This is a genomic window from Pseudomonas sp. ADAK21, assembly GCF_012935735.1.
Taxonomy (GTDB): Bacteria; Pseudomonadota; Gammaproteobacteria; order Pseudomonadales; family Pseudomonadaceae; genus Aquipseudomonas; species Aquipseudomonas proteolytica.
Map to the genome: position 1 here is coordinate 2,304,696 of NZ_CP052857.1, position 17,026 is coordinate 2,321,721.

Below are 17,026 nucleotides of genomic sequence, written 5' to 3' on the forward strand. Positions count from 1 at the left end.
GCGTCAAGACTCCAGGTCATGCCGGTTGACCCGGTCTTCCAGGCGATTTTGAAAATGCGCCAGGATGCTTGCCAGGACCCAGTAGATCAGGGCCGCGGACAGGTACATGGTGAAAATTTCAAAGGTGCGCGCAGACACCAGTTGGGCCTGGCGGAACAGTTCGGGCACCTGGATGGTGGCGGCCAGCGCCGTGTCCTTGACCAGCGAAATAAAGCTGTTGCCCAAAGGCGGCAGGGCCGTACGCATGGCTTGCGGCAGGATGGCCCGGCGCAGGGTTTGCGCACGGGTCATGCCGATACTGGCGGCCGCTTCCCACTGGCCACGCTCGATGGAGCCGATGGCGGCGCGCAGGATTTCACAGGCGTAGGCGGCCATGTTCAGCGAAAAGCCGATCATCGCCGCCGGGATCGGATCCAGCTCGATCCCCACTTGCGGCAAGCCGTAGTAGATCAAAAACAGCTGTACCAGCAATGGCGTGCCGCGAAAGAACGAGACGTACACCCGGGCGGTCCAGCTCAAGAGCTTGAAGCGCGACAGGCGCATCAAGGCCAGGCCGAAGCCCAGCAGCAAACCGAAAAACATCCCGCCGAGGCTGAGGATCACCGTGTAGTACGCGCCCTTGAGCAGAAAGGGCGCGGAGTCGAGCGCGAGTTGGAAACCTGCTTCCATTATTGAGTGACGTCAGCGTTGAAGTATTTCTCGGACAGCTTCTTCAAGGTGCCGTCGGCGCGCAGTTTGTCGAGGGCCTGGTTGACCGCTTCCAGCAGCTCAGGCTCGCCTTTGCGCAGGGCAATCCCGGCTTCCTGGCGGGAGAAGGCTTCACCGGCAGCGGCGGTGTCCGTGGCTTTCTTCGCATATTCCAGGGCCGCCAGGCGGTCGATCAGAATCGCGTCGATACGGCCGATGCGCAGTTCCTGGAACTTGGTCGGGTCGTCGTTATAGGTCTTGATGATGGCCTTGGGTTGGTTGTCCTTGAGCCATTGTTCGTAGTTGGTGCCCAGGCCTACCCCGACTTTCTTGCCGGCCAGGTCATCGGCGGTCTTGATGGTGTCGACGTTTTTCGCCAGGGTCAGGGCCTGGATCCCGGAGACGGTGTAGGGCTTGGAGAAATCGTACTTTTTCTGGCGCTCTTCGGAGATCGTCACCTGGTTGACCACGGCGTCGAGGCGCTTGGATTCCAGTGCGGCGAGGATGCCGTCCCACGGTGTGGCTTGCAGCTTGACCTTGACGCCCAGCTCCTTGGCCAGGGCTTCGGACAGCTCGACTTCAAAGCCGCTGAGCTTGCCGCTTTCATCAACGAAGCTGAACGGTGGGTAGGTACCTTCCAGGCCGATCTTGATCTCGCCGGCCTTCTTGATCTTGCCCAGTTGCTCGCCGGCCACCGCCTGGCCCAGCAACCCGGCGCCAAGGGCCAGGCCCAATGTGCCAACCAGCAATGTGCGACGCAATACAGAAATAGTCATGACAAGCCCCTGTGTTTTTTGTGGTGTGCGAAGCAGGTGACGCAGTGGTCGTATCCTGCCCTAAAAACGCGGTGTGTGGGAGCGCGACTATAGGGCGAGGTTTAAAGCGTTAAAAATAATATAAATTCAGTTTTATATTCTATTTTTGAATATGAAGTGGAGATTCAATGTGGGAGCGGGCTTGCCCGCGATAGCAGTGTGTCAGGCGCCCGACTCATCACAGAACCACCGCAATCGCGGGCAAGCCCGCTCCCACATTCGGTCAGAACAATGAGTCATAGGCAAACAACGCCGGCGCCCCGCCGGTGTGCAGGAAGATGATCGGCCCGTCTTCGAACGCCCCGCGCCCGATGCCGTCCAGCAACCCGGCCATGGCCTTGCCGGTGTAGACCGGGTCGAGCAGCAGGCCTTCCTGGCTCGCCAGCAGCTTGATTGCCGCCAGGGTGCCAGCGTTGGGTTCGCCGTAGCGCGGGGCGAAGTATTCGTCCCACAGGATCACCTTGAACGCGTCGGGTACCTCCACTCCCAGCAACTGCGCCGTGCGCTCGGCCAGGCCTTGGACCTTGGGCCGTTGCGCTTCGTCGGTGCGCGATACGGTGACACCAATCACCGGCAAGTCCGGCTGCACCTCGCTCAATGCCAGGGCCAGGCCGCTGTGGGTGCCGGCGCTGCCGGATGCCAGGACCACCGCCGCGAATTGCAGGCCGCTGGCGTCAATCTGCGCGGCCAGTTCCAGCCCGGCGCGCACATAGCCCAGGGCGCCCAGGGCGTTGGAGCCGCCGATCGGCACCAGATAGGGATTTTTGCCATTGCTGCGCAGGCGCTCGGCCAGGGCATGGAGTTGCTCGTCGGCGTTGTCCAGGTTTTCGACGAGTTCGACCTTGGCGTCGAACAGCTCTACCAACAAGCGGTTGCCATTGCCCAGGTAGTTGGGGTCGTCGGTGCCTGTGGGGTTTTCCAGCAGGGCGACACAGCCCAGGCCCAGCTTGGCCGCCAGGGCGGCGGTCTGGCGCACATGGTTGGACTGGATCGCACCGGCGGTGATCAGCGTATCGGCGCCCTGGGCCAGGGCATCGGCGGCGAGGTATTCGAGCTTGCGCAGTTTGTTGCCGCCCATGGCCAGGGGCGTGGTGTCGTCGCGCTTGATGTAGATATCACGGCCCAGCCAGGTCGACAGTCGTTCGAGTTTTTCCAGGGCGGTGGCGCCACCCAGCAGTTCCAGACGATTAAAACGGTCGAGCTGTTGTTTGATCATGGTCACGCACGGGTAAGAGGAGATGGGAAGGACTATAGGCAGGGCTTTTTGCGCGGGCAACTGCCAGTTGCTTATGCTCTGCGGTTATTAGCATTGCACCATTGGTTCTTAAGGGCGGCCCGGTTGCATACCGTAAAGTGATGGCCATTACGTCAGGAGTGAATACCGTGAGCGAGCGTTCCAGTCATTGGCAATTACAGACCATCGTCAGCCAGTTGCGTGGCGCCCGGGACCAGTGGCGCACGCGCAACGGCCGGGTCAGCGGCGAGCAGGGCGGTCGCGAATTACCTTCCCGTGATGCGGTGGCGCAGATTCTCGAGGCGTTGTGTGGCGCACTGTTCCCCATGCGCCTGGGGCCGGTGGATTTGCGCGAGGAGAGCGAGGACTTTTACGTCGGCCATACCCTCGATGTGGCGCTCAATGCCTTGCTCGCCCAAGCCCGCCTGGAGTTGCGCTATGCCGCGCGCCAAGGCGGCCATGCCGATAATGAAGTCGATGCATTGGCCATTCGCCTGATCCAGGACTTTGCCCTGGCCCTGCCGGCGTTGCGTAGCCTGTTGGACACCGATGTGCTGGCCGCCTATCACGGCGACCCGGCCGCGCGCAGTGTGGATGAGGTGTTGCTGTGCTACCCGGGGATCCTGGCGGTGATCCACCATCGCCTAGCCCACCATTTGTATCGCGCCGGGCTGCCTCTGCTGGCGCGGATCAGCGCGGAAATCGCCCACTCGGCCACCGGCATCGATATCCACCCTGGCGCGCAGATCGGCCCGAGCTTCTTTATCGATCACGGTACGGGTGTGGTGATTGGCGAGACGGCGATCATTGGCGAGCGGGTGCGTATCTACCAGGCGGTAACCCTGGGCGCCAAGCGTTTCCCGGCGGATGAGGATGGGCAGTTGCAGAAGGGCCATCCGCGCCACCCGATTGTGGAGGACGATGTCGTGATCTATGCCGGGGCGACGATCCTGGGGCGGATCACCATCGGCAAGGGCTCGACCATTGGCGGCAATGTGTGGCTGACCCGCAGCGTGCCGGCGGGGGCGAACATCACACAGGCGAATTTGCAGCATGATGATGGGACGCAGAAATAGTGTTGAAGTAGCGACGATCTAATGTGGGAGCGGGCTTGCTCGCGAATGCGGTGTGTCAGCCACTGACTTTGTGCCTGACACACCGCATTCGCGAGCAAGCCCGCTCCCACATTTTTTGCCTGTATTCCAAATTCAACCAGTAATCGCTGAACGTTTTGCCTTTCCCGCCCGTCATACCCTTCCTTGAGCTAGTGTAGGAATTACCTACCACTCAGCCTTGCGATTAGTCCCAGACCGCCTATTCATGTTTAACTTGAACGTTCGTTCAAGTTAAACCGGTGGTTCGCTGCCCGCTCACAACAGGAGGCTTACCTTTGCTGAGTCCGTTTTATACAGCCACATCCAACACCCTCGAGGTGCACCGTTCATGAGTGCATCGTCTGCCCCTCCAAGCGGCCTGGTGCGCATGAATGCGCCGGTGTTTTACTTCGCCGCGAGCTTCATCCTGCTGTTTGGCCTCACCGTCATCGCGATCCCCGAACAGGCCGGCGCCTGGTTGCTGGCCGCGCAAAACTGGGCGGCCAATACGGTCGGCTGGTACTACATGCTGGCGATGACCCTGTATCTGGTCTTCGTGGTGGTCACCGCGTTGTCTGGCTACGGCAAGATCAAACTCGGTGCCGACCACGACGAGCCCGAATTCAGTTATTTGTCCTGGGCCGGCATGCTGTTTGCCGCCGGGATCAGCATCACGCTGTTTTTCTTCTGCGTCTCGGAGCCCTTGACCCACCTGGTGCAACCGCCCCAGGGCGAGGCCTTGAACGCCGATGCGGCGCGCCAGGCCATGCAGGTGCTGTTCCTGCATTGGGGCCTGCACGGCTGGGGCGTATTTGCGTTCGTCGGCATGGCCCTGGCGTACTTCGCCTACCGGCATAACCTGCCGCTGGCCTTGCGTTCGGCGCTGTACCCGCTGATCGGCAAGCGCATCAACGGCCCTATTGGCTATGCAGTGGATGGCTTTGGCATTATTGCCACGGTGTTCGGCCTGGGGGCCGATATGGGCTTTGGGGTGCTGCACCTCAACTCGGGCCTGGACTACCTGTTCGGCATTGCCCACACCCAATGGATCCAGGTCGGCCTGATCACCCTGATGATGGGCGCGGCGATCCTGGTCGCGGTGGCCGGTGTCGACAAGGGTGTGCGCGTCATGTCCGACATCAACATGCTGCTGGCCTGTGCGCTGCTGCTGTTTGTGCTGTTCGCCGGGCCCACCCAGCATTTGCTCAACACCCTGATCCAGAACATCGGTGACTACCTCGGCGCATTGCCGAGCAAGAGTTTTGATGTGTACGCCTACGACAAGCCCAGCGACTGGCTCGGCGGTTGGACCGTGTTCTACTGGGCCTGGTGGATCGCGTGGTCGCCGTTCGTGGGCCTGTTCATCGCACGGATTTCCCGTGGCCGCACCATCCGCGAGTTCGTCTTCGGCGTGCTGCTGATCCCGCTGGGCTTCACCCTGGCGTGGATGTCGATCTTCGGCAACAGCGCCATTGACCAGGTGCTCAACCACGGCATGGTCGCCCTGGGTCAGTCGGCCATCGACGACCCCTCGATGAGCCTGTACCTGCTGCTGGAAACCTACCCGTGGAGCAAGACCGTGATCGCGGTCACGGTGTTTATCAGTTTTGTGTTCTTTGTCACTTCGGCCGACTCCGGCACCGTGGTGCTGTCGACCCTGTCGTCCAAGGGTGGCAACGCCGATGAAGACGGGCCCAAGTGGCTGCGGGTGTTCTGGGGCGCGATGACCGCGCTGGTGACCAGCGCCTTGCTGTTTGCCGGCAGCATAGACTCGCTCAAGTCCGCAGTCGTACTGACCTCGCTGCCGTTCTCGTTGATCCTGCTGTTGATGATGTGGGGGCTGCACAAGGCGTTCTACCTCGAATCCCAGAAGCAGATTGCCCAACTGCACTCCCTGGCCCCGGTATCGGCATCCCGCAAGGGCCGTGGCGGCTGGCGCCAGCGCTTGAGCCAGGCGGTGCACTTTCCTTCACGGGACGAGGTCTACCGCTTCCTCGAAACCACAGTACGCCCGGCCATTGAGGAAGTGACTGCGGTGTTTGTCGAGAAAGGCCTGAACGTCGTCACCCAGCCCGACCCGTCCAACGACAGCGTCAGCCTGGAAATCGGCCACGGCGAAGAGCATCCGTTTGTCTACCAGGTGCAGATGCGCGGCTACTTCACGCCGTCCTTTGCCCGTGGTGGCATGGGCTCCAAAGAGATGAACAACCGTCGCTACTACCGCGCGGAAGTACACTTGAGCGAGGGTAGCCAGGACTACGACTTGGTGGGCTACACCAAGGAGCAGATCATCAACGACATCCTCGACCAGTACGAGCGGCATCTGCAGTTCCTGCATCTGGTGCGCTGAACAAACTGTAGGCGCGAGCTTGCTCGTGAAGATCGCCAACGAAAACGCGGGGCATCTGATGCCCCGCAGCGTCCTTGGGTTTTTCGCGAGCAAGCTCGCCCCTACAAGGGCCTGTTAGAAGGGCACGTCACCCAGGATTGTTGCCCGATGCATCACCCGTCGTTGTGGCCGGTAGTCGTCCACGGCGTAGTGCTGGGTGACGCGGTTGTCCCAGAAGGCCACGTCGTTGGCTTGCCAGCGCCAGCGGATAGTGAATTCCGGGCGAGTGGCGTGGGCGAACAGCAGTTTGAGGATGACCTCGCTTTCGGCTGGTTCCAGTTCGTTGATCTTGCTGGTGAAGCCGTCGCTGACAAACAGCGATTTGCGCCCGCTGACCGGGTGCGTGCGAATCACCGGGTGCGACAGTGGCGGGTTTTTCCTGCGTGCTTCTTCCCAGCGAGCCAGGTCTTGGGCGGTGTTGCCGTAACGCTCCAGAGGGAACGAGCGAGTGAAGTCGTGGGTCGCCGTCAGGCCGGTCAAAAAGCCCTTCATCGGTTCCGATAACGCCTCAAAGGCCGCGATGCCGCTGGCCCACAACGTGTCACCGCCAAAGGCCGGCAGCAGTTTGGCGCTGAGCACGGCGCCCATGGCTGGCGTGGGCAGGAAGGTCACGTCGGTGTGCCAGATGGCGTTGTCGCGCACGTCGGTGACGGCGGTGTCGAGGATCAGCACTTCGGGTTGTTCCGGCACGTTGGGGTAGATCGGGTGAATGTGCAGGTCACCGAAATTCGCCGCGAAGCGCGCTTGCTGCTGCGGGGTGATCGGCTGGTCGCGAAAGAACAGCACCGAATGCTGGAGCAGCGCCTGCTCGATGGCGTCGCGCTGTTCGAGGTTCAGCGGCTGGGCAATATCGACGCCACTGATCTGGGCGCCCAGGGCGCTGCTTAAGGGGGTAACGGTCAGGCGGCTCATGCTCTTCTCGCAAATGTCGGGCGCCGAGATGCCGGCGTAGTCAGTGCTGTTGTTATTCAGTGGGCCTGGCCATGCCATGGCACCAGCTTGCGCTGCAGGGCACGCAGGCCCATTTCCATGGCGAAGGCAATCAGGGCGATGACCAGGATGCCCAGCACCACCACATCGGTGACCAAAAACTGCGCCGCTGACTGCACCATGAACCCCAGGCCGCTGGTGGCGGCGATCAGTTCGGCGGCGACCAGGGTCGACCAGCCCACGCCCAGTCCGATGCGCACGCCGGTGAGGATGTCGGGCAGGGCGCTGGGCAGAATCACATGGCGGATCAACTGCGCCCGCGTCGCGCCCAGGGACTGCGCTGCGCGCAATTTGGCCGGGTCTACGGTGCGTACGCCGGTGGCGGTAGCGATGGCAATTGGCGCGAAGATCGCCAGGTAGATCAGCAACACCTTGGACAGCTCGCCAATGCCGCACCAGATCACGATCAGCGGTAGGTAGGCCAGCGGTGGGATCGGGCGGTAGAACTCGATCAGCGGGTCGAGAATGCCACGGGCGATACGGTTGGCGCCGATGGCAATGCCGACCGGCACGGCGGTCAGCACCGCAAAGCCCAGGCCCAGGCCAATGCGACCCAGGCTGGCGCCCAGATGCTGCCAGAGGGTGGAGTCCATGTAGCCGCTGGTTGCCAGCAGCCAGCCTTTTTGCAATACGGCCGCCGGCGGCGGCAGGAACAGCGGCTCGATCAGCCCGCTGGCGGTCACGGCCCACCACAGCGCCAGCAGCGCAACCAGCGTCAGCACACTGATCCAGCGCGTGCTCAACGTGCGACGCAGCGGTGGGCTGGCTTGGCTGACGGCAGTGGCCGGGATTTCATAACTGCTCATGCGTACACCTGCCGTTGCGAGAACACTTTGCCCAGCACGTGCTCGCGGGTTTCGATAAACCGTGGGTCGGACTTGATCGCGCGCGCCGATTCGCCGGCAGCGTAACGCTGGCCGAAATCCAGGCTCAGGCGCTCGACGATTTGCCCGGGGTTGGGGGCCAGCAGAATCAGGTCGGTGGCGAGAAATACCGCTTCTTCGATGTCGTGGGTGATCAGGAACACCGGCTTGGCCGTGCGCCGCCAGACTTGCAGCAGCAGCTCTTGCATCTGTTCACGGGTGAAGGCATCGAGGGCGCCGAAGGGTTCGTCCATCAGCAATACCCGCGGGTCGGCGGCCAGGGCGCGGGCCAGGCCCACGCGTTGTTTCTGCCCACCGGACAGTTGCCAGATGCGCCGGCTGTCAAAACCCGCCAGGTCCACCAGCGCGAGCATTTCACGGGCGCGGACTTGCCGTTGGGCCTTGGGCACGCCGGCCAGTTCCAGGCCGAAGCCGACATTGGCCAGCACATCCTGCCAGGGCAGCAGTGCGTCGTCCTGGAACACCACGCCACGTTCGGCACTCGGGCCTTTGACGGGTACGCCGTCGAGGGTGATGCGCCCGGCGCTGGGTTCGACGAAGCCGGCAATCAGGTTCAACAGCGAAGTCTTGCCACTGCCGGAAGGGCCGAGGGCTACCAGCAATTGCTGGGGCCCAAGGGTCAGGGAAATATCCGCCAGCACGGGCGTGGTTGCGCCGGGGTACTGTGCGCTGATGCGCTCCAGCTGTAGCAAGGCCATCGCAGTGAACTCCCGATCAGTTGGTGATGAACTTGGCGCTGACGTAAGGGGCGTAGTCCGGCAGCACGGCCTCGACCTTGCCTTGTTCCTTGAGGAACGTGGCGGTGTCGGTCACAGCCTTGGTGGTGGGGGCGCCAAGCAGCGTCACTTGGTCGGCGGCCAGCGGGTAGACGTTGCCTTGCAGCAGCAGCGGAATGTCGCTGGCCTTGGCGCCGGAGAGCTTCACCAGTTTGTCGACGTTGCCCTTGTCGGCCAGCCAGGCTTGTGGGTCTTTGCGGTATTGGGCGTAGGCATCGAGGGTGACTTTGGCGAAGGCGCTGACGATTTCCGGGTGCTTCTCGGCAAAGTCCTTACGCACGATCCAGGCATCGAAGGTCGGCGCGCCGAACTTGGCCAGTTCGCCGGAGGTGATCAGCACTTTGCCGTTTTCCTTGGCCACGCCCAGGGCCGGGTCCCAGACATAAGTAGCGTCGATATCGCCACGCTTCCACGCCGCAATGATGGCCGGCGGGGCGAGGTTGAGCACGGTGACTTTCGCGGGATCGATGTTCCAGTGTTTGAGCGCGGCCAGCAGGCTGTAGTGGCCGGTGGACACGAACGGCACGGCGATTTTCTTGCCGATCAGGTCCTGGGGGCTGTTGATCCCGGAACCGTTGCGCGCCACCAGGGCTTCGGCGCCACCGATCTGGGTCGCGACGAGGAAGGTCTGCACCGGGACTTTGCGGGTGATGGCGGCGGTCAGCGGGCTGGAACCGAGATAGCCGATCTGCACGTCGCCGGACGCGATGGCGGCGATGATATCGGCGCCATTGTCGAATTTGCGCCAGTCGATCTTGGCGTTGGTGGCTTTTTCATAAGCGCCGTCGGCCTGGGCGACTTTGGCCGGGTCAACGGTGGTCTGGTAGGCGATAGTCACGTCGGCCGCCTGGGCAAACAGGCTCGCGCCGGCCAGGGATACAGCCGCCAGGAGGCGCAAAGGGGAAGGCAGTTTCATGGTGTAGCTCCTCATCAGGCGGCCGAGGGTCGGCGTGGGAGGAGACTAAATGATCTAAGAATCCGAAAATAAATAACATTTTCGAATTAGCTTATGTAGGAGCGAGCTTGCTCGCGAAAAACCTTAACGATGACGCGTTCGGCTTGGATAAACGCGGCGTGCTTGAGTTTTTCGCGAGCAAGCTCGCTCCTACAAAGGGCGTGTCAGTTGCTGATCGCCAGGATGCTGGCCTGGTAAGACCCGACAAACACATCGAAATCGCCCACTTCGTTCTGCTCAAGCTCGGCCTGTTGTGCCAGGGAACTGCGGGCCAGCTCTTCAAAGCGTGCTTGTTCGTCCGCCGGCAACGGCTCGCTGCGGAAGTACTCGGCATGCACTTCGCTCTGGCGCAGGGAGAACTGCGCAAAGCTTTCCTTGCGCTCCTGCATCGCCGCCAACACCTGGGCCGACGGGGTCAGGGACGGGTCCTGAATCTTCGCCAATTGGGCATCCAGCGCCTGGCTGTGCTCATTGATGCCATGGCTCTGGTCCAGCAGTGCGGCCAGCGGGGCGATTTTCTCCAGCAGTTCGGCGGCCCATGCCTTCATTTCCACGGGTTGCCCGCGACGCTGCAATTGCAGACCCGGGCGCCGGCCTTCCTTGACCACGCTGAGGAAGTTCGATGTGGCATTCCCGCACTCGTTGTTTTCGAACAACGGGCTGTCATTCAGCGCGCAGTACAGCAGGAACGCATCGAGGAAGCGCGACTCTGGCAAATCGATACCCATCGGCAGGAACGGGTTGATGTCCAGGCAGCGCACTTCGATGTACTGGATGCCACGGGCCATCAGCGCCTGGATCGGCCGTTCGCCGGTGTAGGTCACGCGCTTGGGGCGGATGTTGGAGTAGTACTCGTTTTCGATCTGCAGGATGTTGGTGTTGAGTTGCACCCACTCACCATCCTTATGGGTGCCGACTTCGACGTAAGGTGCGTAGGGCGTTGCCACCGCTTCACGCAGGCTGTCGGTGTAGCTGGCCAGATCGTTGTAGCAAGGAGTAAGGCCGGCCTGGGCGTTGCTTTGGTAGCCCAGGTCGCTCATGCGCAGGCTGGTGGCATACGGCAGGTAGAGGGTGTCGGCATCGAACTGTTCAAGCTGATGGGAGCGCCCGCGCAAAAAGCCTGCATCCAGGGCCGGCGAGGCACCGAACAGGTACATCAGCAGCCAGCTGTAGCGGCGGAAGTTACGGATCAGGGCGATATAGGCCGTGGACTGGTAGTCACGGTCGGTGCCCACGAAGCCTTCGGTTTCCTTGAGCAGCGGCCACAGCTCTTCCGGCAGGGAGAAGTTGTAGTGGATTCCGGCGATGCACTGCATGGTCTTGCCGTAGCGCAGGGCCAGGCCCTTGCGATACACGTACTTGAGCTGTCCGATGTTGGAGGTGCCGTAGTAGGCAATCGGAATATCTTCCTCGGCCGGCAACGGGCACGGCATCGATGGACTCCACAGGTACTCGTTGCCGAGCTTGCTGTAGGCAAAACGGTGAATTCGGTCGAGGCTGCGCAGGGTGTCTGCCGGGTTTGGCAGTGCCGGCGTGATGAACTCCAGCAGCGACTCGGAATAGTCGGTGGTGATCGATTCATGGGTCAATGCGGCGCCCAGGGCCTCTGGATGCGGCGTTTGAGCCAGGCGGCCTCCGCCGGTGACACGCAGGCATTCACGCTCGATGCCGTGCAGGCAGTGCTCAAGCAAAGAGAGGTGTTCGCGCTTGCCGAGCAGAGCCAGGCGGCGGTTGAGAAGTTCGCTCAAGTTGGATTCCTTCACGCGTCAGTCGCCCCAATATGGGGGTGGGCAAGACGGTCTACAAGGGTGAAGTTAAAACTGGCGTTATCGCCTGGTTTTCGAGCCGGAATAACCTGCTCTGAAAGTGCCGACTTCATTCCCTGAATTAGGCTATTACGCAGGAAGAAAATTCCGACGCTGTTTTCGCAGCGCCGAAATTAACCCAAATTGATCACAGGGAGCTATAGGACAGCGAAGGTGCCTTGTGCTTTTGCGACGAGTTTTTGCTCCTGATACACCTCGGCCTCGACCACCAGCGTGCGCCGGCCGGGGTGGATGACCCGGGCGGTACACAGCACGTCGCCGTCGGACACGGCGCGGATGTAGTTGATTTTGCACTCGATGGTCGCGCTTTGTTGGTCAAAGCCATGGGCGCTGGAGCAGGCCAGCCCCATGGCAATGTCCACCAGGCTGAAAATCGCCCCGCCATGGAGCTTGCCTGCGCGGTTGCGCAGGTGTGGCTCCAGGCTCAGGGTCACCTCGGCAACGCCCTGGTCCAGGCGTTGCAGGCGGCAGCCGAGCAGTTGGCTGAAGGCGCTGTGGGTCTGGCCGGCGGGCAGATCCATCAGCGTTTCTTCAGTTGCTTGGCGTTGGCGAACAGCGAAGCCATGGCATTGTTTGCCGGGGCTGCGGTGGCGGTTTCCTTGCGTGGTGCGCTGTTTTCCGAGCGGTTTTGCGACTGGCGCGGTGCCGAACCCGGACGTGCGCCACGGGCGCCATCGATTTTCTCGCCGGGGGTATCGCTCATGCGCATCGACAGGCCCACGCGTTTGCGTGGGATATCGACTTCCATGACCTTGACCTTGACCACGTCACCGGCCTTCACTGCCTCGCGCGGGTCCTTGATGAACTTCTCCGAAAGCGCAGAAATGTGCACCAAACCGTCTTGATGCACGCCGATGTCCACAAATGCGCCGAAGTTGGTCACGTTGGTCACCACGCCTTCGAGAATCATCCCCAGTTGCAGGTCCTTGAGGTCTTCGACGCCTTCCTGGAACTCGGCGGTCTTGAACTCGGGGCGCGGGTCGCGGCCTGGTTTTTCAAGCTCTTGCAGGATGTCGGTGATGGTCGGCACGCCGAAGGTTTCGTCGGTGTACTTCTTCGGATCCAGACGCTTGAGGAACGCGGCGTCGCCGATCAGCGAGCGGATATCGCGGTCGGTCTCGGCGGCAATGCGTTGTACCAGCGGATAGGCCTCCGGGTGGACGGCCGAGGAGTCCAGCGGGTTGTCGCCATTCATGACACGCAGGAAACCGGCGGCTTGTTCGAAGGTTTTTTCGCCAAGGCGTGCGACTTTTTTCAGCGCTGCACGGGTCTTGAACGCGCCGTTTTCGTCACGATGGTTGACGATATTCTGCGCCAGGGTGGCGTTGAGGCCGGAAATCCGTGCGAGCAAGGCGACCGAGGCGGTGTTTACGTCGACGCCGACCTTGTTCACACAGTCTTCCACCACCGCATCCAGGCCGCGCGCCAGTTTGAGCTGCGACACATCGTGCTGGTACTGGCCGACGCCGATGGATTTGGGGTCGATCTTCACCAACTCGGCCAGGGGATCCTGCAGGCGGCGGGCGATGGATACGGCACCACGGATCGACACATCGAGGTCGGGGAATTCCTTGGAGGCCAGTTCCGACGCCGAGTACACCGAAGCGCCGGCTTCGGAGACCATGACCTTGGTCATTTTCATGCCTGGGTATTTTTTGATCAGCTCCAGGGCCAGCTTATCGGTTTCGCGGCTGGCGGTGCCGTTGCCGATGGCGATCAGATCTACCGCGTGCTTGGCACATAGGGCGGCCAGGATGGCGATGGTCTGGTCCCACTTGTTGTGGGGCACGTGTGGGTACACGGTGGCGTGGTCCAGCAGCTTGCCGGTGGCGTCGACCACGGCGACCTTGCAACCGGTGCGCAGGCCCGGGTCCAGGCCCAGGGTCGCGCGCGGGCCGGCTGGCGCTGCCAGCAGCAGGTCGTGCAGGTTGTGGGCGAACACGTTGATCGCTTCGGTTTCGGCGCCGTCGCGCAATTCGCCCAGCAGGTCGGTTTCCAGGTGGGTGTAGAGCTTGACCTTCCAGGTCCAGCGCACGACTTCACTGAGCCACTTGTCCGCAGGACGATTCTGATTCTGGATGCCGAATTGTTGGCCGATCATGCCTTCGCACGGGTGCATGGTGCCCGGCAGTTCGTCGCCGACTTTCAATGCGGAGCTGAGAATGCCTTCGTTGCGACCACGGAAAATGGCGAGTGCGCGGTGGGACGGCATGCTTTTCAGCGGTTCGTCGTGTTCGAAGTAATCGCGGAACTTGGCGCCTTCTTCCTCTTTGCCGGCGATGACGCGGGCGCTGAGGGTGGCTTCCTGTTTCAGGTAGTTACGCAATTTTTCCAGCAGGTTGGCATCCTCGGCGAAACGCTCCATGAGGATGTACTTGGCGCCTTCGAGGGCAGCCTTGACGTCGGCGATGCCTTTTTCAGCATCGACAAAGCGCGCAGCTTCGGCTTCCGGGGCCAGGGACGGGTCGTTGAACAGGCCGTCGGCCAGCTCGCCGAGGCCGGCTTCCAGGGCGATCTGGCCCTTGGTGCGGCGCTTCTGCTTGTACGGCAGGTACAGGTCTTCGAGGCGGGTCTTGGTGTCGGCGAGCTTGATATCGCGTTCAAGTTGCGGGGTCAGCTTGCCCTGCTCCTGGATGCTGGCGAGGATGCTGACACGCCGTTCGTCGAGTTCTCGCAGGTAGCGCAGGCGTTCTTCCAGATGCCGCAGCTGGATGTCATCGAGGCTGCCGGTCACTTCTTTACGGTAACGGGCGATGAAGGGCACCGTGGAGCCTTCATCCAGTAGAGCGACGGCCGCTTCGACCTGTTGTGGGCGTACACCGAGTTCCTCGGCGATGCGGCTGTTGATGCTGTCCATAAAACCACCTGAAATTCTTGAAAGCAGTTCGCAGGCCCGGAAAACAAGGCCGTGCGCGGCTGGTTGAGCGGCCCGACTGGCGCCGCTGCCTGGGTCAAGAGGCAGCCTATTGACCCTCGAAATCGAAAAAGTCACGACAAGCAGATGAAAAAACACCAGGCCGGCCATGGCATGGCCGGGCACTGAGGCGCGGCATTATAACCAGCGTTCACTTCTTGGGGGGATTGCGCCAAGGGCACGTGCACTGGTGGTTGGAGAAAAATCTGCTAACAATGCGTACCGTGCGTATAACGGCAGCTAAGCCATAATGCGCGCCAGATAAGAGGAGCATCCAATGAGCAGCACTGCACAAACTGCTGAAGGCGAAAAAATTCTCATCGTTGATGACGATCCGGGGCTGAGCAGCCTGCTGGAGCGGTTCTTCACCTCCAAGGGCTACCGTGCCCGCGCGGTGCCGAACACCGAGCAGATGGACCGCCTGCTGGGGCGCGAAGTCTTCAATCTGGTCGTACTCGACCTGATGTTGCCGGGCGAAGACGGCCTGACGGCCTGCAAGCGCCTGCGCAGTAGCAACAACCAGATCCCGATCATCATGCTGACCGCCAAGGGCGACGAGCTGAGTCGTATCAAGGGCCTGGAACTGGGCGCCGACGATTACCTGGCCAAGCCGTTCAACCCCGACGAGCTGATGGCTCGGGTCAAGGCCGTATTGCGTCGCCAGGCGGCTCCCGTCCCGGGCGCTCCAGGCAGCGAAGACGAAAGCGTGACCTTCGGTGACTACGAACTGTCGCTGGCGACCCGTGAGCTCAAGCGTGGCGAAGAAGTCCATATGCTCACCACCGGTGAATTCGCGGTACTCAAGGCGCTGGTGATGAACGCTCGCCAACCGCTGACCCGTGACAAGCTGATGAACCTGGCCCGGGGGCGCGAGTGGGATGCCCTGGAGCGCTCCATCGATGTGCAGATTTCCCGTCTGCGCCGGATGATCGAGCCGGATCCGTCCAAGCCGCGTTATATCCAGACAGTGTGGGGCGTGGGTTACGTGTTTGTGCCGGATGGCACAGCAACCAAGTAACCGATGATTTGCACAGGCGGGTACTCCGGAGTTCGATCCCAATGGGTCGGCCGGATGCCCGGCGTCTGCAATTCTGCGAGCCGTGCTCGCTCTTGCCAGGTGTCTAGCTGTCTTCTATGAAAACCCCGCTGTGGTTCCCCCAGAGTTTCTTCTCCCGCACCCTTTGGCTGGTGCTGATCGTCGTTCTGTTTTCCAAGGCCCTGACCCTCGTTTACCTGCTGATGAACGAAGACGTGCTGGTGGATCGACAGTACAGCCACGGTGTGGCGCTGACATTGCGTGCCTATTGGGCTGCCGATCCGGAGAACCGTGAAAAAATCGCCAAGGCAGCGACCTTGACTCGCGTGGTGGGCGCGGGTGTTCCCGAGGGCGAGCAGCATTGGCCCTATAGCGAGATCTACCAGCGCCAGATGCAGGCCGAACTGGGCGAGGACACTGAGGTGCGGCTACGCATGCATGTTTCGCCAGCCCTGTGGGTTCGAGCCCCTAGCCTGGGGGATGGATGGCTGAAAGTGCCACTGTATCCCCATCCGCTACGGGGGCAGAAAATCTGGAACGTACTCGGCTGGTTCCTGGCCATTGGCCTGCTTTCCACCGCGTCGGCCTGGATTTTCGTGCGCCAACTCAACCAGCCGCTCAAGCGCCTGGTGTTTGCTGCCAGGCAACTGGGGCAAGGTCGCAGTGTGCGCCTGCCAATCAGCGACACGCCCAGCGAAATGACCGAGGTGTACAGCGCGTTCAATCAAATGGCCGAAGATGTCGAACAGGCCGGGCGTGAACGCGAGCTGATGTTGGCCGGGGTATCCCATGACCTGCGCACGCCCCTGACACGTTTGCGCCTGTCCCTGGAATTGATGGGCAACCACACCGATCTTACCGATGACATGGTCCGCGACATCGAAGATATGGATGCGATTCTCGACCAGTTCCTGGCGTTTATCCGCGATGGTCGCGATGAGGTGGTAGAGGAAGTCGACTTGACCGACCTGGTACGCGAGGTCGTGGCGCCCTATAACCAGAACGGCGAGCAGGTGCGCATGCGCCTGGAGCCGATCCAGCCCTTTGCCTTGCGTCGGGTCTCGATGAAACGCCTGCTGAACAACCTGATCGGTAATGCCCTGCATCACGCGGGGACTGAGGTGGAAGTCGCCGCCTATGTGTCGGGTGATACCAACGCGCCTTATGTGGTGTTGAGTGTCATGGACCGTGGTGCAGGGATCGATCCGGCGGAACTGGAGGGCATCTTCAACCCCTTCACCCGTGGCGATCGGGCCCGTGGTGGCAAGGGGACCGGGCTGGGGTTGGCGATTGTGCGGCGGATTGCTTCGATGCATGGCGGCAATGTCGAACTGCGCAACCGTGCCGATGGCGGGTTGGAGGCGCGGGTGCGCTTGCCGTTGGGGCTGATGTTGCCCCGAGATGCGGTCTAAACCCTTACGAATAT

At 61.7% G+C, this 17,026-nt stretch carries 14 protein-coding genes; 4 read left to right on the plus strand and 10 right to left on the minus strand.

The features are described 5' to 3' along the window. Positions 1 to 3: 3 nt before the first annotated feature. The 3 genes from tcyL to HKK57_RS10480 all read right to left on the minus strand — a co-directional run bounded on the left by tcyL (position 4) and on the right by HKK57_RS10480 (position 2,718). Positions 4 to 669, minus strand: a complete 666-nt coding sequence (gene tcyL, locus HKK57_RS10470; RefSeq protein WP_029299561.1) for a cystine ABC transporter permease — start codon at positions 667 to 669, stop codon at positions 4 to 6. After that, a complete protein-coding gene (gene tcyJ / locus HKK57_RS10475; protein ID WP_154907947.1) occupies positions 669 to 1,463 on the minus strand; it encodes a cystine ABC transporter substrate-binding protein in 795 nt (264 codons plus the stop codon). The genes tcyL and tcyJ overlap by 1 nt, the downstream gene beginning before the upstream one ends. Positions 1,464 to 1,725: 262 nt before the next feature. After that, positions 1,726 to 2,718: a D-cysteine desulfhydrase gene (locus HKK57_RS10480; RefSeq protein WP_029299760.1), complete on the minus strand. Its 993-nt coding sequence runs from the start codon at positions 2,716 to 2,718 to the stop codon at positions 1,726 to 1,728. 167 nt (positions 2,719 to 2,885) lie between these two features. Here HKK57_RS10480 and epsC point away from each other — a divergent pair, with 167 nt between their 5' ends. Together epsC and betT are read left to right on the plus strand one after the other, a co-directional pair. Beyond that, entirely contained in the window at positions 2,886 to 3,812 is a 927-nt protein-coding gene (epsC, locus tag HKK57_RS10485) for a serine O-acetyltransferase EpsC (protein WP_029299762.1), read from the plus strand. Between the two features lie 406 nt (positions 3,813 to 4,218). Continuing rightward, on the plus strand, positions 4,219 to 6,180 hold the full coding sequence (gene betT / locus HKK57_RS10490) for a choline transporter BetT (RefSeq protein ID WP_166647830.1): 1,962 nt from the start codon (positions 4,219 to 4,221) through the stop codon (positions 6,178 to 6,180). A gap of 114 nt (positions 6,181 to 6,294) precedes the next feature. Here betT and tauD read toward each other — a convergent pair whose 3' ends face one another. From tauD to HKK57_RS10525, 7 genes are all read right to left on the minus strand, one after another. Further along, positions 6,295 to 7,131 (minus strand): taurine dioxygenase, encoded by an 837-nt coding sequence (tauD, locus tag HKK57_RS10495; RefSeq protein WP_029299765.1) that lies wholly within the window; start codon positions 7,129 to 7,131, stop codon positions 6,295 to 6,297. Positions 7,132 to 7,187: 56 nt separating this feature from the next. Further along, positions 7,188 to 8,015, minus strand: coding sequence for a taurine ABC transporter permease TauC (gene tauC / locus HKK57_RS10500; RefSeq protein WP_029299766.1), 828 nt, complete (start codon positions 8,013 to 8,015; stop codon positions 7,188 to 7,190). Continuing rightward, positions 8,012 to 8,791 carry a taurine ABC transporter ATP-binding subunit gene (gene tauB, locus HKK57_RS10505; RefSeq protein ID WP_029299767.1) on the minus strand — a complete coding sequence of 260 codons (780 nt, stop codon included), beginning with the start codon at positions 8,789 to 8,791 and terminating at the stop codon, positions 8,012 to 8,014. Before tauB ends, tauC begins: the two co-directional genes overlap by 4 nt. 16 nt (positions 8,792 to 8,807) lie before the next feature. Then, positions 8,808 to 9,785, minus strand: a complete 978-nt coding sequence (gene tauA, locus HKK57_RS10510; protein WP_154907178.1) for a taurine ABC transporter substrate-binding protein — start codon at positions 9,783 to 9,785, stop codon at positions 8,808 to 8,810. Between the two features lie 203 nt (positions 9,786 to 9,988). Further along, positions 9,989 to 11,572 (minus strand): glutamate--cysteine ligase, encoded by a 1,584-nt coding sequence (gene gshA, locus HKK57_RS10515; protein ID WP_029299770.1) that lies wholly within the window; start codon positions 11,570 to 11,572, stop codon positions 9,989 to 9,991. A 215-nt stretch (positions 11,573 to 11,787) separates the two neighbouring features. Further along, complete coding sequence (locus tag HKK57_RS10520) at positions 11,788 to 12,171, minus strand: PaaI family thioesterase (protein WP_050493039.1); 384 nt, start codon at positions 12,169 to 12,171, stop codon at positions 11,788 to 11,790. Continuing rightward, the gene (locus HKK57_RS10525) at positions 12,171 to 14,507 is read right to left on the minus strand and encodes a Tex family protein (protein ID WP_169390130.1); all 2,337 of its coding nucleotides are present in this window, start codon (positions 14,505 to 14,507) and stop codon (positions 12,171 to 12,173) included. Before HKK57_RS10525 ends, HKK57_RS10520 begins: the two co-directional genes overlap by 1 nt. Positions 14,508 to 14,841: 334 nt before the next feature. Here HKK57_RS10525 and ompR point away from each other — a divergent pair, with 334 nt between their 5' ends. After that, on the plus strand, positions 14,842 to 15,582 hold the full coding sequence (ompR, locus tag HKK57_RS10530) for an osmolarity response regulator transcription factor OmpR (RefSeq protein WP_029299776.1): 741 nt from the start codon (positions 14,842 to 14,844) through the stop codon (positions 15,580 to 15,582). 116 nt (positions 15,583 to 15,698) lie between these two features. Then, positions 15,699 to 17,012, plus strand: coding sequence for an ATP-binding protein (locus tag HKK57_RS10535; RefSeq protein WP_029299778.1), 1,314 nt, complete (start codon positions 15,699 to 15,701; stop codon positions 17,010 to 17,012). Positions 17,013 to 17,026 lie beyond the last annotated feature (14 nt).